The organism is Vibrio sp. Vb2880, from assembly GCF_033337975.1.
GTDB classification, from domain to species: Bacteria; Pseudomonadota; Gammaproteobacteria; order Enterobacterales; family Vibrionaceae; genus Vibrio; species Vibrio alginolyticus.
In genome coordinates, this window is the sequence record NZ_JAWORT010000003.1 from 318,410 (window position 1) to 339,809 (window position 21,400).

The 21,400-nt window shown below is 40.8% G+C and carries 24 protein-coding genes; 9 read left to right on the top strand and 15 right to left on the bottom strand.

Translation table 11 applies throughout. The annotated features are described in order from the left end of the window. Window positions 1-169: 169 nt before the first annotated feature. Window positions 170-2,308 carry a TonB-dependent hemoglobin/transferrin/lactoferrin family receptor gene (locus R7M92_RS05340; RefSeq protein WP_318132887.1) on the bottom strand — a complete coding sequence of 713 codons (2,139 nt, stop codon included), beginning with the start codon at window positions 2,306-2,308 and terminating at the stop codon, window positions 170-172. 231 nt (window positions 2,309-2,539) lie between these two features. Between R7M92_RS05340 and R7M92_RS05345 the strand changes: the two genes are divergently transcribed. Next, window positions 2,540-3,427, top strand: a complete 888-nt coding sequence (locus R7M92_RS05345) for a LysR family transcriptional regulator (protein WP_017634152.1) — start codon at window positions 2,540-2,542, stop codon at window positions 3,425-3,427. A gap of 77 nt (window positions 3,428-3,504) precedes the next feature. Here the strand turns inward: R7M92_RS05345 and R7M92_RS05350 are convergent, their stop codons facing one another. Continuing rightward, window positions 3,505-6,138 (bottom strand): bifunctional acetate--CoA ligase family protein/GNAT family N-acetyltransferase, encoded by a 2,634-nt coding sequence (locus R7M92_RS05350; RefSeq protein WP_318132888.1) that lies wholly within the window; start codon window positions 6,136-6,138, stop codon window positions 3,505-3,507. Window positions 6,139-6,374: 236 nt separating this feature from the next. Here R7M92_RS05350 and R7M92_RS05355 point away from each other — a divergent pair, with 236 nt between their 5' ends. From R7M92_RS05355 to yciH, 4 genes are all read left to right on the top strand, one after another. Further along, entirely contained in the window at window positions 6,375-6,944 is a 570-nt protein-coding gene (locus R7M92_RS05355; RefSeq protein ID WP_005390018.1) for an SPOR domain-containing protein, read from the top strand. Between the two features lie 149 nt (window positions 6,945-7,093). Then, window positions 7,094-8,083 carry a D-alanine--D-alanine ligase gene (locus R7M92_RS05360; protein ID WP_213910212.1) on the top strand — a complete coding sequence of 330 codons (990 nt, stop codon included), beginning with the start codon at window positions 7,094-7,096 and terminating at the stop codon, window positions 8,081-8,083. A 128-nt stretch (window positions 8,084-8,211) separates the two neighbouring features. Further along, the gene (locus tag R7M92_RS05365; RefSeq protein WP_005376294.1) at window positions 8,212-8,598 is read left to right on the top strand and encodes a DUF3319 domain-containing protein; all 387 of its coding nucleotides are present in this window, start codon (window positions 8,212-8,214) and stop codon (window positions 8,596-8,598) included. Window position 8,599: 1 nt separating this feature from the next. Next, entirely contained in the window at window positions 8,600-8,911 is a 312-nt protein-coding gene (gene yciH, locus R7M92_RS05370; RefSeq protein WP_005376292.1) for a stress response translation initiation inhibitor YciH, read from the top strand. Window positions 8,912-9,165: 254 nt separating this feature from the next. Here yciH and R7M92_RS05375 read toward each other — a convergent pair whose 3' ends face one another. The 4 genes from R7M92_RS05375 to R7M92_RS05390 are packed head-to-tail and all read right to left on the bottom strand — an operon-like array spanning window position 9,166 to window position 11,034. Further along, on the bottom strand, window positions 9,166-9,426 hold the full coding sequence (locus R7M92_RS05375; RefSeq protein WP_225473050.1) for a hypothetical protein: 261 nt from the start codon (window positions 9,424-9,426) through the stop codon (window positions 9,166-9,168). Then, window positions 9,426-9,611, bottom strand: a complete 186-nt coding sequence (locus R7M92_RS05380; protein ID WP_023625060.1) for a hypothetical protein — start codon at window positions 9,609-9,611, stop codon at window positions 9,426-9,428. Before R7M92_RS05380 ends, R7M92_RS05375 begins: the two co-directional genes overlap by 1 nt. Further along, on the bottom strand, window positions 9,608-9,889 hold the full coding sequence (locus tag R7M92_RS05385) for a single-stranded DNA-binding protein (RefSeq protein ID WP_023625061.1): 282 nt from the start codon (window positions 9,887-9,889) through the stop codon (window positions 9,608-9,610). The genes R7M92_RS05380 and R7M92_RS05385 overlap by 4 nt, the downstream gene beginning before the upstream one ends. A gap of 11 nt (window positions 9,890-9,900) precedes the next feature. Beyond that, window positions 9,901-11,034 (bottom strand): phage/plasmid replication protein, II/X family, encoded by a 1,134-nt coding sequence (locus R7M92_RS05390; protein WP_137282011.1) that lies wholly within the window; start codon window positions 11,032-11,034, stop codon window positions 9,901-9,903. Between the two features lie 131 nt (window positions 11,035-11,165). Between R7M92_RS05390 and R7M92_RS05395 the strand changes: the two genes are divergently transcribed. After that, the gene (locus tag R7M92_RS05395; RefSeq protein WP_225473051.1) at window positions 11,166-11,537 is read left to right on the top strand and encodes a helix-turn-helix transcriptional regulator; all 372 of its coding nucleotides are present in this window, start codon (window positions 11,166-11,168) and stop codon (window positions 11,535-11,537) included. 909 nt (window positions 11,538-12,446) lie between these two features. On the opposite strand, the gene R7M92_RS05400 is transcribed toward R7M92_RS05395, so the two are convergent. From R7M92_RS05400 to R7M92_RS05415, 4 genes are read right to left on the bottom strand one after another with little or no spacing between them, the layout of a single operon-like run. Further along, complete coding sequence (locus R7M92_RS05400; protein WP_225473050.1) at window positions 12,447-12,707, bottom strand: hypothetical protein; 261 nt, start codon at window positions 12,705-12,707, stop codon at window positions 12,447-12,449. Continuing rightward, complete coding sequence (locus R7M92_RS05405) at window positions 12,707-12,892, bottom strand: hypothetical protein (protein WP_023625060.1); 186 nt, start codon at window positions 12,890-12,892, stop codon at window positions 12,707-12,709. Before R7M92_RS05405 ends, R7M92_RS05400 begins: the two co-directional genes overlap by 1 nt. Beyond that, window positions 12,889-13,170, bottom strand: coding sequence for a single-stranded DNA-binding protein (locus R7M92_RS05410; protein ID WP_023625061.1), 282 nt, complete (start codon window positions 13,168-13,170; stop codon window positions 12,889-12,891). The genes R7M92_RS05405 and R7M92_RS05410 overlap by 4 nt, the downstream gene beginning before the upstream one ends. Before the next feature lie 11 nt (window positions 13,171-13,181). Further along, on the bottom strand, window positions 13,182-14,315 hold the full coding sequence (locus R7M92_RS05415) for a phage/plasmid replication protein, II/X family (RefSeq protein ID WP_137282011.1): 1,134 nt from the start codon (window positions 14,313-14,315) through the stop codon (window positions 13,182-13,184). A 131-nt stretch (window positions 14,316-14,446) separates the two neighbouring features. Between R7M92_RS05415 and R7M92_RS05420 the strand changes: the two genes are divergently transcribed. Continuing rightward, complete coding sequence (locus R7M92_RS05420) at window positions 14,447-14,818, top strand: helix-turn-helix transcriptional regulator (RefSeq protein ID WP_225473051.1); 372 nt, start codon at window positions 14,447-14,449, stop codon at window positions 14,816-14,818. A 941-nt stretch (window positions 14,819-15,759) separates the two neighbouring features. On the opposite strand, the gene R7M92_RS05425 is transcribed toward R7M92_RS05420, so the two are convergent. Continuing rightward, window positions 15,760-15,906 (bottom strand): hypothetical protein, encoded by a 147-nt coding sequence (locus R7M92_RS05425; RefSeq protein WP_318132891.1) that lies wholly within the window; start codon window positions 15,904-15,906, stop codon window positions 15,760-15,762. A gap of 522 nt (window positions 15,907-16,428) precedes the next feature. On the opposite strand from R7M92_RS05425, the gene R7M92_RS05430 reads away from it, so the two are divergent. Further along, complete coding sequence (locus R7M92_RS05430) at window positions 16,429-17,268, top strand: LysR family transcriptional regulator (RefSeq protein ID WP_318132893.1); 840 nt, start codon at window positions 16,429-16,431, stop codon at window positions 17,266-17,268. A gap of 296 nt (window positions 17,269-17,564) precedes the next feature. Continuing rightward, on the top strand, window positions 17,565-17,777 hold the full coding sequence (locus tag R7M92_RS05435; protein WP_005376260.1) for a hypothetical protein: 213 nt from the start codon (window positions 17,565-17,567) through the stop codon (window positions 17,775-17,777). A 90-nt stretch (window positions 17,778-17,867) separates the two neighbouring features. Here R7M92_RS05435 and R7M92_RS05440 read toward each other — a convergent pair whose 3' ends face one another. The 4 genes from R7M92_RS05440 to R7M92_RS05455 form a co-directional block, all read right to left on the bottom strand. Continuing rightward, window positions 17,868-18,257 (bottom strand): universal stress protein, encoded by a 390-nt coding sequence (locus R7M92_RS05440; protein WP_017634770.1) that lies wholly within the window; start codon window positions 18,255-18,257, stop codon window positions 17,868-17,870. Between the two features lie 874 nt (window positions 18,258-19,131). Next, window positions 19,132-19,293 carry a YoaH family protein gene (locus tag R7M92_RS05445; RefSeq protein WP_005376257.1) on the bottom strand — a complete coding sequence of 54 codons (162 nt, stop codon included), beginning with the start codon at window positions 19,291-19,293 and terminating at the stop codon, window positions 19,132-19,134. 41 nt (window positions 19,294-19,334) lie between these two features. Next, entirely contained in the window at window positions 19,335-20,456 is a 1,122-nt protein-coding gene (locus tag R7M92_RS05450; protein WP_318132895.1) for a conjugal transfer protein TraF, read from the bottom strand. A 60-nt stretch (window positions 20,457-20,516) separates the two neighbouring features. Continuing rightward, window positions 20,517-21,398: a DUF2861 family protein gene (locus tag R7M92_RS05455; protein WP_017820158.1), complete on the bottom strand. Its 882-nt coding sequence runs from the start codon at window positions 21,396-21,398 to the stop codon at window positions 20,517-20,519. Window positions 21,399-21,400 lie beyond the last annotated feature (2 nt).

The window sequence follows — 21,400 nt, forward strand, 5'->3', positions numbered from 1 at the left end:
TAGTTCATGGAACTCGGTCTGATCATCACTTTCATCATTGCAGCAGCAGTAATGGTGAAAAAAGAGATGGCAAAACAGTAAACTTTCATTTTTCATACTTTTCTTTACATTTTTGAAATGAAAGCCATAAAAAAAGCCAGCATTACGCTGGCTTTTGTGTTTTTAAGGTTTAGAACTCATATTTAACACTAATGTTATAATTACGCTCAGCTTGCGTTTTGTCTCGACTTAACTCAGTCTTACCGCGAATATCGTTCCAAAGATGGTATTCTTCATTCGTTAGATTCATAACACCAGCACGAATGGTTATATCTTTCATTGGTTTGTAGTACGCCGTTAAGTCAACGACTGTCGCAGACGGCAAAGCAACTTGGTCTTTGATTCCGCCTTTATCACCATCAGAGTTGATATCACTGTTCGATTTCTTAGCCGTGTAGTTTACTTTTAGGCTTGTCCCCCAAAGTGCATTTGGTGAATCGTAATTTACAGCAGCTACGGTATTCCATGGGTTTACACTGTTCAAAGGATTACCATCACCATCTTCACCTTCTGTGTATGCTGCAACAAAGCGAGTTGTCACGCCTGATGGAAGACCAGCAATGGCATGCCAATCAAGACGGTTAGAGAGCTCAACCCCTTTAATGTTTGCTTCACTAATATTGATATTTGTGAATTCAGTTAAACCACCATTGTTTGATGACGTTTGCTCAATAAAGTCACTGTAATCACTGTAGTAGAACGCTACTTCAGTTGCAGACGCTGCAGTGTTATGACGGTAACCAAGCTCATAAGACAAACTCTTTTCAGATCCCAAATTTGGGTTAGGGCGGTTGGTATAGCCATGAGCCGGATTATCGTAGGTGTAGTAAAGCTCGTCGAACGATGGCGCTCGGAACCCTTGGCTCACTTGCGCGAAGATCGTGCCAGGTTGCGATACAGAGTAAGTTGCTCCTAAACGACCAGTTAATGCAGAGTCGCTAAACTTCTCGAATGACTCTTCAGAAGTATTTGAAGGATTAGTCGAGAAGTAATCGTAACGCACACCTGGAGTCAGAATTAGCTTGTCATTAAGAAGCGAAATTTCATCTTGCAAGAATAAACCAAAGCTTTCTTCTTTTGCATCCGGTGTGTAAACGTAAACAGTATCTGGCGTGCCAGGATCGGAATTAAACTCGCGATTGGTATTACTGATGTCACTATGTTTGTACGATATTCCGTAAACAATATAGTGATTTTGAATCTCTTTATCTAACTGAGTTTCGAATTCAAATTTGTCTTCAGTATATTCGTAATCTTTTTTCTGTTGGTTGTCACCACTAGGCGGTACGTAAGGTGGGTAACCTGGGCTGGCTTCGATAAAGCGATTAGACACGCCGTTTTCTTCTTTACCAATCCATGTAAGCTTGGACGTGATCGTATCCGAGATAGCTGCATCTGCAAACCAAATGTGCTTGAGCCCAATGCGATTTTGCTTGGTTGTGTCTTCAGCGTTGAAGTTTTTGTAACTTTTATGTGCGATCTCTGAGTCAGTCTCGTTGTAAATAACTTCTCCCAAGAACTCCAAGCGATGAGCGTCATCCAATTGAGATTGAAGTTTTACCAATAGATCGTTTTTGTAATAATCTTGGTTGTCCACAGAATAGTTATCGTAAGGCGCCTTAGAGAAATTTTGTAGCTCTGCACCATCACGGCGTGTAAAGGCTATAAGTGCTTCTGTATTACCGAAACGCTTTGCTAAAGCTACATGCTCACTAAAAGAGTTATCTTCCGATGAATAAGAGAGTTTAGCTTGACCGCCAAAGTCTTTACCATCTTTGAGGAAATCCTTCGGATCTTTTGTTTCGAATGCGACAACACCGCCAATTGCATCACTACCATGTAGGCTAGAAGCTGCACCTTTAACAATTTCGACACTCTTTAGCATATCGGGGTCGACAGTAACGGCACTAGAATTGATAAACGAATATGGTCCACCGCTGAATACACCTGGTTGAGATGCACCGTCTACTAAGATTTTAACTCGTTTACCTTCCATCCCGCGAATGTTAATACTTTGGACGCCTTGGCGTTGAGTGCCATTAACAGTAACACCTGGCGTATACTCGAATAGATCATTCAAGTCCTTTACCATGTTTTCTTCGATGTCTTTCTCTGATACAACAGCAACAGAAGCAGCAACAGTGTTTATGGTTTGGTTGGTACGGGTGGCCGACACAACGACTTCTTCAAACTTAGAAGCTTCTTCCGCATAAGCAGTATGGGAAAGGGCAACTAAAATGGAGGCTGACAAAATTGATTTTTTATACATTGGCTTCAATACCTTAGATCCATAATAGGTAACAACACGCGGATATTAATGGATCTAAATGGTAATTACTATCATTACCATTGTCATTTATTGATTTGTATTGAATCTTCTTCTTAGGCTATTAGCATTCCTAGTCTTTAGTTATCAATATGTTATATAATTTGTCGTTAGTTCTTGATAAGTTCATCCAAATACAACGAATGTGATGAATATCACATTAAGAGAGGCCATGTGCAGAGTCCAATTACGTTAGAAGCACTCCATATTCTAGATGCTATTGATCGAAGAGGGAGTTTTGCTGCTGCTGCGAATGAGTTAGATAGAGCCCCGTCATCGCTGAGCTATCAAATCCAGAAACTCGAGCAAGACTTAGACATTATTATCTTCGATCGCTCTGGTCACAAAGCCCATTTTACTGAAGCAGGTAAGCTTATTCTTGAAAGAGGAAGAGCCATTTTACAAGCCAGTGAAAAGTTAGTGAACGATGCAACGTTATTGGCGAATGGCTGGGAACTGGATATTACCATTGCCTTCGATGGCATTATTCCTATATCCAACTTTTTCCCGATGGTTGATGCGCTGGCCGAGGTCAGCTCAACTCGAGTCAGGCTGCAAGAGGAGATTCTGGCTGGTAGCTGGGAGTCGTTGAATACGGGGAGAGCTGATTTACTGATTTGCCCATCACTGGATACGCTTCCTCAAGAAGTTAAGTCAGAAAAAATTGGTAAAATGAGTATGTATTGGGTAGCTTCCGCTGATCACTATGTTCACAAGCGTAGTGGTAAGTTCGATGAAGCAGCGCGAGAAAAGTATCGGATTATTGCTATTGCAGATACCGCACGTGAGCAACCAGCGCTCTCAATTAATATCATTCAAAAACAGCCTCGCTTGACCGTCACCAACTTTACGGCAAAAGTAGAAGCGCTCACTGCAGGTTTAGGTATTGGTACATTACCAAGCCAAATTGCACAACCTCTTATTGATAGTGGTGTATTGAAACGAATCGAAGGCACTGAAGAACAGCCGATGGATATTATTTTGGCATGGCGCCGGAACACTATGGGTGAGGCAAAATCCTGGTGTATTCAGTACTTAAAAAAGAATTGGAAACTAAAGTAACAACGTAACTTTTACTTCTTAGATTCCCATTGATTATCGAATGTAAGAAGTAAAAGTCATCGCTAATGCTGCGCTTTTCAATTTAAAGGGAGCACCATATCTGCCGTACCGTCTGCAAACTGGACATCGATCTCAAACCCCAAGTTCTGAGCCAACATCAACATTCCTCTGTTTGTTGGCATGGTCATTCCAGACATTTGCTTTGTGCCTTTAACTTTGCAATAGCTGATTATTTTCTGCATCAGCACTTTGCCTAAACCTTTTCCTTTCAAATCTGAACGAACCAAAATAGCAAACTCAGCGTCACTATTGTCTGGTGTAATCAATGCGCGGGCTACCCCTATGATAGACGGTCCGTCAGTATTAAACGCTACCGCAACAAACGCCATTTCGCGGTCGTAGTCGATTTGAGTAAAGTTTGCCAAAGCCTCATGGTTGAACTCTCCAACTTCAGAAAAGAAACGTTTATAGAGATCTTCTTTCGATACGCTATTAATGAATTGAGCATGTAGCGGCTCATCCTCAGGCAAGATAGGACGAAGCAGGATAGGTTGGCCATCTCGAAGCGTTACAGTTTCGACAAACTCTGCCGGGAAAGGGCGAATCGCTAGCCGTTTTTGGGCGTCTCCTTCGTATTTACACAGTGTGACATCTGCATCAAGGATAGTTAAATCGCTTCCGGACACTAGCACTGGATGGATATCCAGTTTTTGTATTTCTGGTAACTCAACTGCCATTTGGGAGATACGAACCAAGAACTTCGACAACTCAGTAATATCGAGCGCATCTTTGTGTTTCTGCAGGCGAATCTTTCCAGACTTTAGGGCAACAACGACAAGGTAGCGCGCAAGCGTCATGTTCAAAGGAGGAAGTGCAGCGACGGCATCTTGGGCGATATTCCACTCAGAGCCGCCTTGACCAAGCAAGATCACTGGTCCAAAGACTTTATCTACTGCAATACTAATCCGTAGCTCTTCAGCGCTGCCGAGCTTTGCCATCCCTTGTACTAACAGCCCATGTACATTGGCGGAAGGGTAACTGAGCTTTACGGTATCTAAAATGGATAGCGCTGCGTTGGAAACTTCTCGACTGTTTCTTAAATTTAGAGCAACACCGTGAACATCCGATTTATGAGGAATGTCTGGAGAACGCAATTTTACCGCAACAGGATATCCAATATTTTCTGCCATATGAACAGCTTCAATGTCGTCAGATGCAATCCACGTAGGCAAAACGTTAAACCCGAACAGCTTAAATAATGGGCTGGTTTGATGCGTATCTAAGGTGACTGTATTTTTATCCAGTAGTCGTTCATTTGCCCACTCTTTTGCTGAACTCACACTTCCAGAATGTAATGGCTCTGCCGTCGTTGGCGTTTCCATTAGTTGTTTCTGGTTTCGTCTGTATTCGACCAAGTGCATGTATGCTACAACCGCACTTTCAGGTGTTCTATAGGTTGGAATACCTGCTTGAGTAAATGCCAGTCGCGCTTCTCTCGACGTTTGTTCTCCTGACCAGTTGGTCAAGATATTAAAATGCTTATGCCGAGGGTGAGATTTGATTGCATTAATAACGGCTTGAGCAGTTTCAAGAGGATCAGAAACAGCAGAAGGACTATGCATAATCAATATCGCATCTGCACAGTCGTTATTCATCAGTGCGTTAATGGTATCAATATAGCGTTTTTGGGTTGCGTCACCAGACAGATCAATTGGATTTCGAGCACGCCAGTTGGATGGAAGTACTGCTTGTAATTGCTCAATGGAAGCGTCATCAAGCGTTGCGAGTTGGCCACCACGTTCAATCAAAGTATCAACGGACATAACAGCAGGGCCGCCGCCATTGGTGATGATCGCTAAACGCTCTCCACGAAGTGGCACAGAATGCGTGAGTGTTTCAACCGCGGCAAAAAGCTCATGCGTATTGCTGACTCGTAACATACCAGTTCTGCGAATAGCAGAATCGTAAATTACGTCAAGTGTATCTCCGTCTTGCTGCTCAAAAGTATTCATCTCTTTAGAGCGGCCCGCTTTTAGCACCAATATACGTCGGTTACGTGAAGCGGCTCGCGCAGCAGACATAAATCGGCGAGCGTCTTGGATATTATCAACATAAAGCAGAATAGCTTCTGTGTTTCCATCCATACTCAAATAGTCGAGCAAATCTGCAAAATCGATATCCTGTCCACGCCCAATTGAAATGAACGAAGAAAAACCAATGTTCTTATCATTTGCCCAGTCTAAAACCGTGGTACAAACCGCCGCGGATTGTGAGATGAAAGCAATTTTTCCGGGTTTAGCTGCGACAGGGGAAAACGTGCAGTTAAAATTGTGCCAAGGAAGAATGATACCTAAGCTGTTTGGGCCTAAAACTCGAATGTTCAATGATGAGATATCTAAAGGCTTAGGGTCATCAGAGATAACAATCGCAAACGGTGTGCCTCTCTCATCTAGCTCTTTAAGCAATTGCTCGTTACGTGAAACGTTCGTACACAAAATTGCAATATCTGGCGTATAGGGCAGGGAAGCTACATCAGTGTAAGCGATCACGCCAGATACGGCTTTATATCGCGGCGTTACTGGCATAATCGCGCCACCAAATCCACTTTGTAGAAGGTTGCGCATCACAACATGTCCTGCTCGCAATGCTTTTTGAGATGCCCCAATAACGGCCACAGAGTTGGGTTTAAAGAGTTTATGTAGTTTATTCATGCTGACTCCTAGCCGTTTGTAAGTCACGTTGGCTTCTCGGTTTCATATCAATCATAAACGAATAATTTACTGATAAAACATCTTCAGACCAGACATTGCAGAAAATGTGTACGATGCTTATGGAGTTTGTGTTATTCATCACATCAAAATCACAGATTATTGTATTTGATGCTTGATAAACGGCCCTGCTATCGGCATGATTTATCGTAATATTTATCCAGAGCATTTGTTACTTCATGAAAAAAATCGCAATCATCGGCTTGTCAGTTCTGCTTTCTGCTTGTGCATCTGAAACTTACATCACGGATGTGACCTCAGAAAGTTACCGAGAGGACTACAAATCAGATCGTATCTCTAAACCAATTATGGCGTCTGAAAACGCTGTAGTAGAAAAAGACGTACAACCAACTGTTGTGAAAATGACGGCAAAGCCTGAAGAAAAGAAAGTAGTCAAGCTAACGCCAAAAGAGCAGGCGAAGCCAGTTAAGATCGTACCACCAAGTAAAAAGCAAGCTGGCATTCAACGATTCGGCTATACCATTCAAGTCGCAGCTGTGGGTAGCCAAGCTAAAGTCGATCAGTTTGCAAATAAGCTGCCACAGAACGGTCAGCCAATTTGGGAAAACTACAAAGTTGTAAACGGTACTAAGTGGTTCTCAGTTTTATACGGAGACTACGCAACAAGCGCAGAAGCCAAGCAAGCGATTTCGACTTTGCCAGCTCAATTTCAGCAGTTAAGACCATTTGTTAAAAGCATTGATGCAATCAAAAACTCAGCTTACCCAACGCTTAACAAATTAAATTAACACATCAAATAAGGGAGCGAATAGCTCCCTTATTTATTTGCTCAAATCCTATTCGAACAACATTCCTCACATTAAAATTACTGTACGTCACACTTCAAAGGTTTATCATAATAAATAGTATCTTTTGTAGGTCACGGAAAGATGGATTCATGATTAAAAATATTCTTTTATTATGCGGCGGTGGCTCTTCTGAGCACGAGATTTCATTATTGTCTGCAAACTTTGTCGAACAACAACTAAATCTTATTGAAGACATTCACGTTACACGCGTAGAAATAAAAAACGAAGGTTGGATGACCAACCAAGGTGAGTTGGTTTACTTGGATCTCAATACCAAGCAGTTGTGCTCAAGTGAATCTAATCAAACCATTGATTTCATCGTGCCTTGTATACATGGTTTTCCTGGCGAAACAGGCGACATTCAATCTCTGTTTGAAATCGCAGGTATTCCTTATCTTGGCTGCGGGCCAGAAGCGAGTAGCAATAGTTTCAATAAAATCACATCTAAGCTTTGGTACGACGCTATCGGCATACCCAATACGCCATACTTATTCTTAACGCGAAACGATGAAGAAGCTCACGTTCAAGCTCATAAAGCCTTTGAAAAGTGGGGAAAAGTTTTTGTTAAAGCCGCTCGCCAAGGCTCTTCCGTTGGCTGTTACAGTGTCACAGAAAAAGACAAGCTTTCTAATGCAGTAAATGATGCTTTTGGGTTTTCTGACCAAGTGTTGGTTGAGAAAGCAGTAAAACCTCGAGAACTTGAAGTTGCTGCATATGAGATGAATGGCCAACTACATATCACTAAGCCAGGCGAGGTCATCGCGCCTGATGGTGCTTTTTACTCGTACGATGAAAAGTACAGCAGTTCAAGTCACTCGCTCACAGAAGTTGAGGCGAAGAATCTAACTCAAATACAATTAGATTCCATCCAACACGCGTCAGAGACGGTATTTAAACAAATGAATCTTCGTCATTTATCTCGTATCGACTTTTTCCTAACGGAAGATGATGAGATTTACTTAAACGAAGTAAACACATTTCCAGGAATGACTCCGATCTCAATGTTCCCTAAAATGCTTCAAAACAACGGGCACAAATTTCATGAGTTCTTGGAAGATTGTATAAACAGTGCAAAGTGATTAACGTTATCGAGACGCGTTTTATGATACAAGTTGTTTTCTAGAGCAAGGTTTATTCAAGCCGTATTTGAATATTGCTCAGTAGCAATTATGATTATATCAACGCATTAAACAGATGACTCAGTGGTATGGCGATTTCAAATTATAGAGGTTTTAACCTGCAGTCAGTCGGATCAGATGGCAGTGTTTGGAAGGTTAAAATCAAGAACCACGTCTTACAGGGAAGTTTGACGGCGGTAAAGAAAAGCATTGATTGGTGGTGTGACACCGCATCGATTATTGATCCCAAAGAGTTTGCTTCACTCGGACAGAGAGTGCAGCAAACAGGTGTTGCAAAATCAGAGGTCTTTAACGGCTATACTATTCAAAATGATACAGGCCAACCTAACTCTTGGTACTGTATGTTTAATGGTAAACTGATTAAGGGCAGTAAAGCCGCTATTCAACGCCATATCGAAGCTTATTTGGTTGCAAAGCAAAAAGCGATGCAAGCTCAACAACAAAAGAAACAATAGAATGACTCTGGTATATTCAACAGAAACCGGTCGAATTAAACCGGAAGAAGAAAAAGTATCTCGCCCTAAAGGCGATGGTGTTGTTCGGATTCAGCGCCAAACGAAAGGCCGTAAAGGTAAAGGCGTATGCATTGTTACAGGTTTAGACTTGGATGATGCACCTTTAAAGTTATTAGCGGCAGAACTCAAAAAAGTCTGTGGCTGTGGTGGCTCTGTAAAAGATGGCAATATCGAGATTCAAGGTGATGCTAGAGACAAGATCAAGGCACATCTTGAAAAGAAAGGCATGACAGTCAAATTAGCCGGTGGCTAATTTAATATTTCCAGTAAACAAAAATGGCGTCTAAAGAAATAGACGCCATTTTTTATAAGTTGCTAATTGAAGAGCAAGCAATCGTAGATTGATAGATCGATATTAGCTATTTTATGGTAAATAACCATTATGTTTAATGCTCACCGTAAGGCCCTTAAATTTAAAATCTGCAGGGGAACAGGAGCATACTCAGACAACATTTAGCGTACGGCTATATGTGATTTAACATAATATACATAATACGCACTTTAGAGTTAGAAGATTAGCATTGGCGATGATAGCTTAGTTACACCGTATTTGGCTATTGCGGCCTTGCAAGCTTCATCAGCTGTCTTGTATGGGCCGTGAACTTCGATTTCACCACAGCGGCCACTTGATAAGAACCAGTCATCAACTTTAAAACCGTGTAGCTGATTAAGTTCCTGCACTGTATCTTGGGTTACGTTCGACACCATACACGTTGGTTCTGCATCTTGCTCATTCAAGTAACCGAACAACTGGATTGGATATTCCATTATTTCTCTCCAACTTTCTGAGCTAACAAGATCTTTGAACCGCAACTGACTTTATTTATCAGTTCAAGCTGGCGTTCTTGAAGCTCTGATACTAACTCTGCTGGACATGAGCCAGTGTTTAAGAACACGGTTATATCAGATAAGCAACCTAACGATTCCTTCAAGTCTTGGTCTGTAAAGTTCATAGCTCAACCTCCATTTGAGTCAGCTTCATGCCGTACTTTTTAAGTTCCAACTTGCCATAGTTGTTCACAATGAAGCTTGAACTATCAACTGTATAGATACCTACTTTGTATGGACTTTCATCTTTTTCAAGTGACAACTTCATTTCCACTGGGAACTTACCACCTAGATATGCATAAGCGATTTGTTCGTAAATAGTTCTTGATGGTTTGTCTTCTTTGCCTGGTATTGTGCGTGTTTCTATTTGCTCGTGTTCTGGGAAGATTTCTACTTTTAACATGCGTTGTTTCCTTAAGCTGCGTATGTTTTGAACGGTAATATGTTTGATTGTGCTGGTTTTGGTAGTTGATACCATGACGGTGCTGTTAGTGATTGAACATCTATTACTTTTGAACGTCTCAGTGTCGGGCACATACGTGTTACATCGAACTGTTGCCCCACATCGATGCCGATTTTTTTCAAGCGAGCCTTGTGTTCGTAGAACTGAGAACGATTTAAAGTACTGCGTAAGTCGACGCCGTTTTGCCAGAGAGTAAAGTAATTCATTGTAGTATTAGCTTTTCTGACTGTATCGACTGCTCCTGATTGGAGAAGCTGTTGAGCAACACTTAGATGCTCATCATGTGAGATTGTGATCGTATCCATAGCTTCCTCGAAGTGCTTAATGTGCGTGAAGAAGTCTTGTTCCTCAGTCAGCCCATAAAACTGTAAGTTATGTCTTTTCAATAACTTCTGCCTTAAGCTGTACTCTAAGCGAACAACTCCATTGTTCTCGCAATAAGTGATTAGTTTGTCTATGTAACGTTGCGTGTCTTCATCTACGTTGTGAGCTTTCTTTCTATGGCGCTGTAGCTCAACAGCTTTTGTATAGAGTTTGATAAGTAACCATTCAGAACCTTCTCCCCAGTAGCAGCTGTAACCATCGGGATAAAGTTTCGGTTGTAGTGCTCGACCAAGGTTCATCGAAGACATGCCCCTGATAAATGACTGTTCACTGCCCTTGCCTACTGCCAGATTTTGAGTCCAGTCGATGCTTGTGATTTCAGCACCATTACCAACGAGAGATGATCCTTTTCCATCAGGAGTTTGACGGTGTTTCAGACGGGTGTTTTTAGTGAACGGAGGTAAGTCATATTTGGCTAGAACATGGTTGTATATCTCTACACATTCATCGATCGTTTCTAGTCCAAAGAGGTTATCTTGTCTTTGCCAGCGAGACGGATTTCCTTCAACTCTTACCCGATAGCCATCGCAGCGGATGGTTAACTTAGTACTATGTGACCCCTCTAAGATCTTCTGATTCACAGATGGTGGTAATGACTCTCCTGTTTCTAAATCTACTCGCTCGATAACATGACGCCCCACGAGAGGTAAACCTCCTTCGTGGTAGTCTTGTTGTATGAATAAGCGGTCGATGAAGAACAAGCCAAAACCCTGTCAATAGCCTTAATGGTACATATTTACTTACCATACAGGTAATTTATCGTTACCTCAAGGTTATGGTATAAAAAACTAGGTGTATAGTTAAAGGTATACGTACCTTTTGGAGATTATTGATGATTGGTTCTGTACTAAAAGAAGCTAGAGCACTAAAGAACTTATCCCAGCCAGAGGTCGCGAACTTGGTCGGAGTGACCAAGCAGACTTACCTAAAATGGGAAAATAATGCGACCGAGCCTAAGGCATCTCAGATAAGTAAACTAGCAAAGGTTCTAGACATTACTGCCGATGAGATTTGTAACGGTGAGTTAAAAGAGAAGATGAGTTTGGACAGCTTTATTCTTAACATCGCTAAGATCAGGCCTAACACTGAGTTGATTGCGCTCAGAGCTTGGGAACAGATTTCGGATCATAAGGCCTTCATTCATAGCCTGAGAATGGGAGAGATCGAAGGTTATGAAGATCATGAGGTATTTAATGTTCTGTGATAATCCGGTATTCCGGACTTAGTTCGGGTGTAACAGAACCCGAACCTTTCAACGGCGCACTTTGTGGTGCGCCTGCTCAGGCTTCGCATGTCTCACCCCACAGTTGCGCCTGCCAAAAATGCGAAATCCGCACAAGAGTACCCTATTAAATGTTGTCTTACAGTGTGAGACAAGGAATTAAAATACCCTATAGATAACAGCAAACTGCCGCGCGAACTTACTCGTACGATAACTTAAAAGTGGTGGGCGCTTGGCTACTCATTTCCACTCTACAAGCAAGCTTATAGCAGTGAAAATCGAGCTTTGGTCTTAGACCAATAGATCACCGAGTCGTCAAATTTGCAAAGATTTTAAAAGCGTGTAATTATCGGTGCAGTTCTTATGAAACAAGAACGAAAAAAGCCGCACTAAAGCGGCGTTCTTTCAATCTGATGTAGAGTGACGTGAATTAGGCCTCTCATTACTCGACATCATACAAAAAGTATTCAAGGGGGTACTGATGGTTTTACTCATCATCCTTGAGCTCATAAAGCTACTTCGCGTAGTTCTTGAGCTTGTCATCCAACTATCATAATCAGTTGGTAACTACAGTTTGATGTGGAAGTTGCAGCTTTCACATCAAACAACATTAGGACTAAACGTCCTGTCGTTAACAATACTATATTCAGAAAAAATTTGTAAAGTTATTTTGAAAATTCTCTTTGCAATTTTCATAGAAACCGCAAACCATATTTTGCACATTATGCGTATTATGCAAATTATATTACGGGCTATCCCTTCAAAGCGATTCTCTCTCCTAGCCATCACGGCAAGCCGGATTTGGTCAAGTCGCACCGCCCACCCTTTGTTCACTCTAGGCTTTCAGCAAACCGCTCAACATAATTCAAACCCATAATACGCACTTTAGAGTTAGAAGATTAGCATTGGCGATGATAGCTTAGTTACACCGTATTTGGCTATTGCGGCCTTGCAAGCTTCATCAGCTGTCTTGTATGGGCCGTGAACTTCGATTTCACCACAGCGGCCACTTGATAAGAACCAGTCATCAACTTTAAAACCGTGTAGCTGATTAAGTTCCTGCACTGTATCTTGGGTTACGTTCGACACCATACACGTTGGTTCTGCATCTTGCTCATTCAAGTAACCGAACAACTGGATTGGATATTCCATTATTTCTCTCCAACTTTCTGAGCTAACAAGATCTTTGAACCGCAACTGACTTTATTTATCAGTTCAAGCTGGCGTTCTTGAAGCTCTGATACTAACTCTGCTGGACATGAGCCAGTGTTTAAGAACACGGTTATATCAGATAAGCAACCTAACGATTCCTTCAAGTCTTGGTCTGTAAAGTTCATAGCTCAACCTCCATTTGAGTCAGCTTCATGCCGTACTTTTTAAGTTCCAACTTGCCATAGTTGTTCACAATGAAGCTTGAACTATCAACTGTATAGATACCTACTTTGTATGGACTTTCATCTTTTTCAAGTGACAACTTCATTTCCACTGGGAACTTACCACCTAGATATGCATAAGCGATTTGTTCGTAAATAGTTCTTGATGGTTTGTCTTCTTTGCCTGGTATTGTGCGTGTTTCTATTTGCTCGTGTTCTGGGAAGATTTCTACTTTTAACATGCGTTGTTTCCTTAAGCTGCGTATGTTTTGAACGGTAATATGTTTGATTGTGCTGGTTTTGGTAGTTGATACCATGACGGTGCTGTTAGTGATTGAACATCTATTACTTTTGAACGTCTCAGTGTCGGGCACATACGTGTTACATCGAACTGTTGCCCCACATCGATGCCGATTTTTTTCAAGCGAGCCTTGTGTTCGTAGAACTGAGAACGATTTAAAGTACTGCGTAAGTCGACGCCGTTTTGCCAGAGAGTAAAGTAATTCATTGTAGTATTAGCTTTTCTGACTGTATCGACTGCTCCTGATTGGAGAAGCTGTTGAGCAACACTTAGATGCTCATCATGTGAGATTGTGATCGTATCCATAGCTTCCTCGAAGTGCTTAATGTGCGTGAAGAAGTCTTGTTCCTCAGTCAGCCCATAAAACTGTAAGTTATGTCTTTTCAATAACTTCTGCCTTAAGCTGTACTCTAAGCGAACAACTCCATTGTTCTCGCAATAAGTGATTAGTTTGTCTATGTAACGTTGCGTGTCTTCATCTACGTTGTGAGCTTTCTTTCTATGGCGCTGTAGCTCAACAGCTTTTGTATAGAGTTTGATAAGTAACCATTCAGAACCTTCTCCCCAGTAGCAGCTGTAACCATCGGGATAAAGTTTCGGTTGTAGTGCTCGACCAAGGTTCATCGAAGACATGCCCCTGATAAATGACTGTTCACTGCCCTTGCCTACTGCCAGATTTTGAGTCCAGTCGATGCTTGTGATTTCAGCACCATTACCAACGAGAGATGATCCTTTTCCATCAGGAGTTTGACGGTGTTTCAGACGGGTGTTTTTAGTGAACGGAGGTAAGTCATATTTGGCTAGAACATGGTTGTATATCTCTACACATTCATCGATCGTTTCTAGTCCAAAGAGGTTATCTTGTCTTTGCCAGCGAGACGGATTTCCTTCAACTCTTACCCGATAGCCATCGCAGCGGATGGTTAACTTAGTACTATGTGACCCCTCTAAGATCTTCTGATTCACAGATGGTGGTAATGACTCTCCTGTTTCTAAATCTACTCGCTCGATAACATGACGCCCCACGAGAGGTAAACCTCCTTCGTGGTAGTCTTGTTGTATGAATAAGCGGTCGATGAAGAACAAGCCAAAACCCTGTCAATAGCCTTAATGGTACATATTTACTTACCATACAGGTAATTTATCGTTACCTCAAGGTTATGGTATAAAAAACTAGGTGTATAGTTAAAGGTATACGTACCTTTTGGAGATTATTGATGATTGGTTCTGTACTAAAAGAAGCTAGAGCACTAAAGAACTTATCCCAGCCAGAGGTCGCGAACTTGGTCGGAGTGACCAAGCAGACTTACCTAAAATGGGAAAATAATGCGACCGAGCCTAAGGCATCTCAGATAAGTAAACTAGCAAAGGTTCTAGACATTACTGCCGATGAGATTTGTAACGGTGAGTTAAAAGAGAAGATGAGTTTGGACAGCTTTATTCTTAACATCGCTAAGATCAGGCCTAACACTGAGTTGATTGCGCTCAGAGCTTGGGAACAGATTTCGGATCATAAGGCCTTCATTCATAGCCTGAGAATGGGAGAGATCGAAGGTTATGAAGATCATGAGGTATTTAATGTTCTGTGATAATCCGGTATTCCGGACTTAGTTCGGGTGTAACAGAACCCGAACCTTTCAACGGCGCACTTTGTGGTGCGCCTGCTCAGGCTTCGCATGTCTCACCCCACAGTTGCGCCTGCCAAAAATGCGAAATCCGCACAAGAGTACCCTATTAAATGTTGTCTTACAGTGTGAGACAAGGAATTAAAATACCCTATAGATAACAGCAAACTGCCGCGCGAACTTACTCGTACGATAACTTAAAAGTGGTGGGCGCTTGGCTACTCATTTCCACTCTACAAGCAAGCTTATAGCAGTGAAAATCGAGCTTTGGTCTTAGACCAATAGATCACCGAGTCGTCAAATTTGCAAAGATTTTAAAAGCGTGTAATTATCGGTGCAGTTCTTATGAAACAAGAACGAAAAAAGCCGCACTAAAGCGGCGTTCTTTCAATCTGATGTAGAGTGACGTGAATTAGGCCTCTCATTACTCGACATCATACAAAAAGTATTCAAGGGGGTACTGATGGTTTTACTCATCATCCTTGAGCTCATAAAGCTACTTCGCGTAGTTCTTGAGCTTGTCATCCAACTATCATAATCAGTTGGTAACTACAGTTTGATGTGGAAGTTGCAGCTTTCACATCAAACAACATTAGGACTAAACGTCCTGTCGTTAACAATACTATATTCAGAAAAAATTTGTAAAGTTATTTTGAAAATTCTCTTTGCAATTTTCATAGAAACCGCAAACCATATTTTGCACATTATGCGTATTATGCAAATTATATTACGGGCTATCCCTTCAAAGCGATTCTCTCTCCTAGCCATCACGGCAAGCCGGATTTGGTCAAGTCGCACCGCCCACCCTTTGTTCACTCTAGGCTTTCAGCAAACCGCTCAACATAATTCAAACCCATAATGCGCACTTAAGGGTTAGAAGATTAGCATTGGTGAAGTCAGTTTAGTTACACCGTATTTGGCTGTTGCTGCTTTGCAAGCTTCATCAGCTGTCTTGTATGGGCCATGAACTTCGATTCCACCACAGCGACCACTTCTGTATCTTTGGTTACGTCCGACACCATGCACGTTGGTTTTGCATCTTGCTCATTCAATATGAGACAACATGGACACGCATTTGCTTAACCCAAACGTGTAAGTACTAGATTATCTTTATAGGAACAAGGAATCTATTAGATGTAAACTCTCTACTTTTCAATCTATACCTAGATCTTTCTTCATATGTTCACTCAACTCGTTAGTGGTTCTTACATTAATCTTATGTTTGCAATGATGGATTCTCAACTCTTCACCAAATAATTTTACTAGTGATTTGGTATACAAAGTACTAATATTATTTATTATTCTATACAATGTATCTTTCTGATAAACAGATCTTTTCGAATTTTGTATTGCAGTCTTCATATTTAAATATCCTCTTCTATATTTAATCCGATTGAGTTAAACCCTTCAGGATATCGGTTTAACTTAATATCCAATATGGTTTTATTAAGATAGTAGTCTGCCATTATTTCATGGCGGCTTTTAAATATCATTGTCCCCCTCCGATGATGCAAGTTATACTTTCCCACCAGTTAAAAGACAACGTGACTCAGAGTTGCAAAAAGGTAACAATCATGGAATTGATGAACAATGAGCTGATCTGCTTTGCAGCCATTTGTAAACACCTCTCTCTTACAGAGGCATCAAAAGAACTTGGAAAGTCTAAAGCTCAAGTCAGCAGGCAGCTAGCAGCATTAGAAAAACAACTTGGTGTAACACTCGTCCACAGGACAACAAGGAAACTCGTTTTAACTGATCATGGCGAAAGCATTAGAGAGCTTGCTATCAAGACGTTAGAGAGTTTGCACGAGTTAAATTACAGGGCTAGCTCGTTGAGTGAATGCATTGATGGAAAGTTTAAAATCACAATGCCCAACTCTATAGCCTCTTCTATTTTTGGTTCTGTTCTTAAAGACTTACAAGAACGATATCCAAAAGTTGATTTTGAAATATCGTCAAGTAACAATGTAGAAAATTTATTAGAAAGCAATGTAGATTTAGCGATTAGGCTTAATAATGTTATTGATGACACTCTTATTGCACATAAAATTGGTGATTATAGTGATGTTTTGATATCTAGGGTAAGTAATGCTAACAACAAAACACTATTAATCTACAAACATCATTCGAATAAGGAATCAATTAAAAATCAATATACTGATGTTATCGAAGTTGATAACACCTCTATTTTAATAAACTTTGTTTCTGAGGGAGTTGGGGTTGGTGTCATTCCAAACTATCTTGTTAAAAGTAACTATATAGACAAAAACATCCGAATATCGCAAACTTTTGATATAGAACGTTCCATGTATATTGCCTACCCTTATCAAAACCCTTTGCCAAGAAAGCTAGCTGAGATATCTACTTTTATTAGGTCTGAGTTATCACAAGTATTGAAGAGTGAGTCATTTTAGGGCGGTTGTTCAGATTTAGAATTTTGCGTTGTCTACTCAACTAGGCCTAACGCTAATCTTTGTAACATATTGTTTCAGAGGTATTTATTAACACCCCCATCTTTATGCTTGCTATCACAATGTGAGATGCTCTGCCGTCTTGTTATCAAGGTTTTGCGTGGAATAAATCACGTGGGGTAAACGATAGATTGACTTACATTAAAATTTTCATCAAAGGCAACTTTATATTAAATTGATTTCATACCAATCTATGTGTATCTTCTACCCATATCCCCACAATAACCAAGGAGAATGCCATGGATAAGCTACTCGCGTCTGCATTAGAAATTAAGCAGCGAACTATGGTGACTGGCTTTTTTGCTAGAAATGGATTCAAAATCGCTATGACCGATTTTGATGATGTCACTTTTGAGCGAGAAGGCGTGCAAGTTAACGTACATTTTGATCTGCAGTCAAACGCGGAGTCTGCATCTGTTTTATCTCATGAGGCATCAATCATTCCTGGCTAAAAACTTTTATTATCACCGATACAACAAGCCGAACATAAAAGTTCGGCTTTTTAGTGACAAAAAATGATGAGTGCGAACAAGAGTTGTCGATCACTCGTCTAAATAGACGATTAATAAATCAGCTTCAACTTCGTTCACAACCTTTGGTATCGATGAAAAAAAGCGACTCAATAAGTTGTGATGATGACCACAGACAACTAAATCTATCCCCTCTTTTTTGACGATTCCCGATAGTTTTATATGAAGATCGCCTATTACTACCATGGTCTCGTTTACTGGGTATAAGCATTTATCAGCGAGCTCTTGCAGCCTTCTTTCCAATTCTTGCTCTTCCTTCGCTTCCATGACTATGCGATCAACATCTACGTAAACAAATGAGAGTTTGCTGCTTGAGTTATCTGCTTGCATTATTGCTTTTTCGATAACGGCTTGGCTAGATTGAGATAAGTCGACAGCAACCAAAACGTGCTTATAACCCATCATTCCTCCCTAGGTTAGTTTTTGTTCTCATATTAAGTCTAGTCCACATAGAGCGAACACAACATCAAAACTACTGCTACATGATAGTTAAAGGAGTTTAGTGTAAAACAGGCAAATAGTTTTCATTGCAACCTTGTTGCTTCCTCTCATCCAAAGATCAACGATGTTTTTCCAATTTCTTCTCTAATTATCGGACTATTTAACAGGAAGGATGCCAGAAAACATTACGTTGTAACACGCGTTACTACTCTTGATTTCTACTACTCTTGAGGTTTCATATTACCCACTTCTACGTCGCCTAGTTTAGTAAAACTACTTTAGATTAAGCATGCTCAATATGTAACGCTCCGCTCAAATCCAGGAGACGTATTTCGGCTAAAAAAAGCAGCTCAATAAGATGAACTTCGATTCATCTATCACATATGTCTGCGAGTGCTTACTGTTCTTATATCGCTTATTTAATAACTCTAGTTTAATTACCGCTATAAGTTACGGTGTATCTTTTTTATTTTTTCAGCACAATCCTCTGCCTGAGAACGAAGTCCTTTTGCGCTTTGTAATTAAATTACAAGATCAATCAAGACCAATATGGTTGGCAGATTAAAAGTCCGAGGTAAATAATTGATAATATGGAGTTTAATTTATGAGTTCATTAAGAAATGCCTAATTGCCTGTGCTACGCAAACTAAGGTTAACACGATCGGGTAAAATTTTACTAACTCGCTATTTAGTCTTAAAGGCAATTGAACAAGATTAAAATCATATAGGTATAGTAAATTTGAGTTACAGCGTAACCAGGGTGGTGTTTGGGAATGTAAAGGAATAGAAAATAGAAAGGCAAAAAAACAGGGCGTATGCCCTGTCCATGAATTGATTAGTTTTGTTGCTGTTGTTTTTCTGCGTACTCAGATCGAATCCGTTCGGCAACAATTTTGATAGCTTCTGCAGTACTTGTGCCCTTCGCCATCAATTCTTGAATTCTCTCTACAGCTTGTTGTTGCTCTTGGTGAGATAGAGGGGGTAAATCGTCAAACATAAAAAGCTCCTCATTTTGAGGAGCTGACTATAACGATTCAATTAATAGGTAGCAAGGAAATTAATGGATGCCCCCATAGCGTTCTCGTTTGTGTACTGAGCTGCGATATCCAATTCGAACAACTTAAGTGGAGACAACCCGATACCAGCAGTAATGGTTCCTTCGTCATTACTTCGAGCTAAGTTCTTCATATACCCTGCTCGTAATGCCATTTGACGCAAAATATCAAATTCAATACCAGCTCGAATCATTTGCGTATTATCATCAAAGGATGAAAAACGTTTTTCTTCGTTGAGATCGTAGTCAACACTCATCGTAAAGTAATCGGCAACAATCCCAGCCCCAACAGTGTATACAGGACGCATGCTATATTCGTATGATTTTATCGTATCGCTGCCATACTGGAATGATTTTGTTTTAACGTCTCTTCCGATCAAATTTTTCGCTGAAATACCGAGACGATATGGGCCAAAGAACCAAAGTGCGCCTGCGTCTAAGTTAAACATCGTTTCCGCGGTCTCATTTTCACGTAAGTCTTTAGTATCAAAATTCTGAAAACTCGTGGCGTATGAGTATGTGTATATACGCTGAAGTTTAGGAGTAACACCAAAAGAAAGGTGTTGGTTCATGAAATTAGTGTATTTAGCAAGTGAAATGCCAGCTTCAGCCACGCCAATAGAAACACCTTGTACATAGCTATCATCTAATGGATTAGTACCTAAGGTATCAACATTTGGTTGTACGAATGATTCAGTGTATAGCTTACCGTATGCAGTTGCAGATAAGAATTTGTTGGGAATACCAATGGCAACGACACCACCAAGATCAAAGTCTGTCTTTTTCCCATCGATAGCATCCATCGATTTTTTGATTTCATCGACGTCTGTCAATTTGCTGATGCGTTCGATCTCATCAACTAGATCATATTGATCATCGTAGCTGCCACCAAAACTTGGCACGATCATGCCTGCATCGTCATTTCGGCGATAAATCGCAGTAAGAGCGGGGTTGAAAAAAGGCGCAGTTAGATAAGTTGCTGATACGGTACCAACGCCACCCATTGCATCACTACGAGCCTCTATCGCATAAGTAGCAGCAGAGGCAGCATTAGCGAAAAGAATAGTAGCAACAGAAGTGGCAAGAATTTTATATTTGTTTTTCATACTACACTTGTGATTTTAGTTCGTCCTGAACCTTTATCGGCACAAGTAGTATTTCTTTAACTATTCTTCCTGGGAAAGATCATAGGTTCGGCTAATAGTTTGAGCCTGCTCAACAATTATATCGCCCTGCCAACGGCGACTATTGATACTTACCGCCAATACGTATCTATCGTTTGGGACACCCGCTAGCTCCAATGAATTTGGATAGTTAGACTCGTAAGTCTTTTTCCACATTTGCTCGTACTGGCCATCAATGTAGTCATACAAACCGACTTCAAGTTGCGGTAATGGACAATGGGGATTACGAAGTGCGCTCTTTTCTACTTTCCAATTCTCTTTAGATGTCCAACGAACATATTGAGAAGAGTTTGAATCTCCAAGTATTACCCAAGTTCGATACTCTTGTTTATCAGTAGAAACAACGGTTAAGTGATATAAACCAGCTTCAAGTTTACCTGTTAAGTTATAGCGTTTCGAGTAGCTACGCTCGTTGGCAAGTTCTGTCCCGCTCGGCTGTTGTTCATAGCTGAATGAACTGTCCGCGGATATAGAATCATCCACCCATCGATTAAATGAAATATTTTCGATGTCAGTTGTAGCTCTTAGCTTGATTACCAATCTAAATGTATCTCGCCCAGGGCTTTGAATAGTCTGACGAATAACGTTCACACCACTTATCCAATCAGGCAGCGTTACACCAGTGAGAGCCTTGCCACAGTTTTTAGATAGTGACTGACCAAGAAGATCATTAAGGTGAGGAGTCAAATCTTTACTTGGTTCCGTTTGCCAGAGTTCAACAAGAGAGTTGAACATACCCGCAAGATCATCTTCAAGTAAGTGTTGATGTGCCTGTGTTAAAGGCGTGTTAGTTTGAAACCAGTCCATTGCATGGACTGGTTTCACTAACGCTAATGAGAGAACTACAGGGAGTAGTATTTTCATTA

What these genes read in the sequence shown, in the direction of transcription:
- R7M92_RS05340 (WP_318132887.1), bottom strand. Translation starts at nt 2,308, where the DNA reads ATGTATAAAAAATCAATTTTGTCAGCCTCCATTTTAGTTGCCCTTTCC.
- R7M92_RS05350 (WP_318132888.1), bottom strand. Translation starts at nt 6,138, where the DNA reads ATGAATAAACTACATAAACTCTTTAAACCCAACTCTGTGGCCGTTATT.
- R7M92_RS05355 (WP_005390018.1), top strand. Translation starts at nt 6,375, where the DNA reads ATGAAAAAAATCGCAATCATCGGCTTGTCAGTTCTGCTTTCTGCTTGT.
- R7M92_RS05360 (WP_213910212.1), top strand. Translation starts at nt 7,094, where the DNA reads ATGATTAAAAATATTCTTTTATTATGCGGCGGTGGCTCTTCTGAGCAC.
- R7M92_RS05365 (WP_005376294.1), top strand. Translation starts at nt 8,212, where the DNA reads ATGGCGATTTCAAATTATAGAGGTTTTAACCTGCAGTCAGTCGGATCA.
- yciH (WP_005376292.1), top strand. Translation starts at nt 8,600, where the DNA reads ATGACTCTGGTATATTCAACAGAAACCGGTCGAATTAAACCGGAAGAA.
- R7M92_RS05375 (WP_225473050.1), bottom strand. Translation starts at nt 9,426, where the DNA reads ATGGAATATCCAATCCAGTTGTTCGGTTACTTGAATGAGCAAGATGCA.
- R7M92_RS05380 (WP_023625060.1), bottom strand. Translation starts at nt 9,611, where the DNA reads ATGAACTTTACAGACCAAGACTTGAAGGAATCGTTAGGTTGCTTATCT.
- R7M92_RS05385 (WP_023625061.1), bottom strand. Translation starts at nt 9,889, where the DNA reads ATGTTAAAAGTAGAAATCTTCCCAGAACACGAGCAAATAGAAACACGC.
- R7M92_RS05395 (WP_225473051.1), top strand. Translation starts at nt 11,166, where the DNA reads ATGATTGGTTCTGTACTAAAAGAAGCTAGAGCACTAAAGAACTTATCC.
- R7M92_RS05400 (WP_225473050.1), bottom strand. Translation starts at nt 12,707, where the DNA reads ATGGAATATCCAATCCAGTTGTTCGGTTACTTGAATGAGCAAGATGCA.
- R7M92_RS05405 (WP_023625060.1), bottom strand. Translation starts at nt 12,892, where the DNA reads ATGAACTTTACAGACCAAGACTTGAAGGAATCGTTAGGTTGCTTATCT.
- R7M92_RS05410 (WP_023625061.1), bottom strand. Translation starts at nt 13,170, where the DNA reads ATGTTAAAAGTAGAAATCTTCCCAGAACACGAGCAAATAGAAACACGC.
- R7M92_RS05420 (WP_225473051.1), top strand. Translation starts at nt 14,447, where the DNA reads ATGATTGGTTCTGTACTAAAAGAAGCTAGAGCACTAAAGAACTTATCC.
- R7M92_RS05430 (WP_318132893.1), top strand. Translation starts at nt 16,429, where the DNA reads ATGGAATTGATGAACAATGAGCTGATCTGCTTTGCAGCCATTTGTAAA.
- R7M92_RS05435 (WP_005376260.1), top strand. Translation starts at nt 17,565, where the DNA reads ATGGATAAGCTACTCGCGTCTGCATTAGAAATTAAGCAGCGAACTATG.
- R7M92_RS05440 (WP_017634770.1), bottom strand. Translation starts at nt 18,257, where the DNA reads ATGGGTTATAAGCACGTTTTGGTTGCTGTCGACTTATCTCAATCTAGC.
- R7M92_RS05445 (WP_005376257.1), bottom strand. Translation starts at nt 19,293, where the DNA reads ATGTTTGACGATTTACCCCCTCTATCTCACCAAGAGCAACAACAAGCT.
- R7M92_RS05450 (WP_318132895.1), bottom strand. Translation starts at nt 20,456, where the DNA reads ATGAAAAACAAATATAAAATTCTTGCCACTTCTGTTGCTACTATTCTT.
- R7M92_RS05455 (WP_017820158.1), bottom strand. Translation starts at nt 21,398, where the DNA reads ATGAAAATACTACTCCCTGTAGTTCTCTCATTAGCGTTAGTGAAACCA.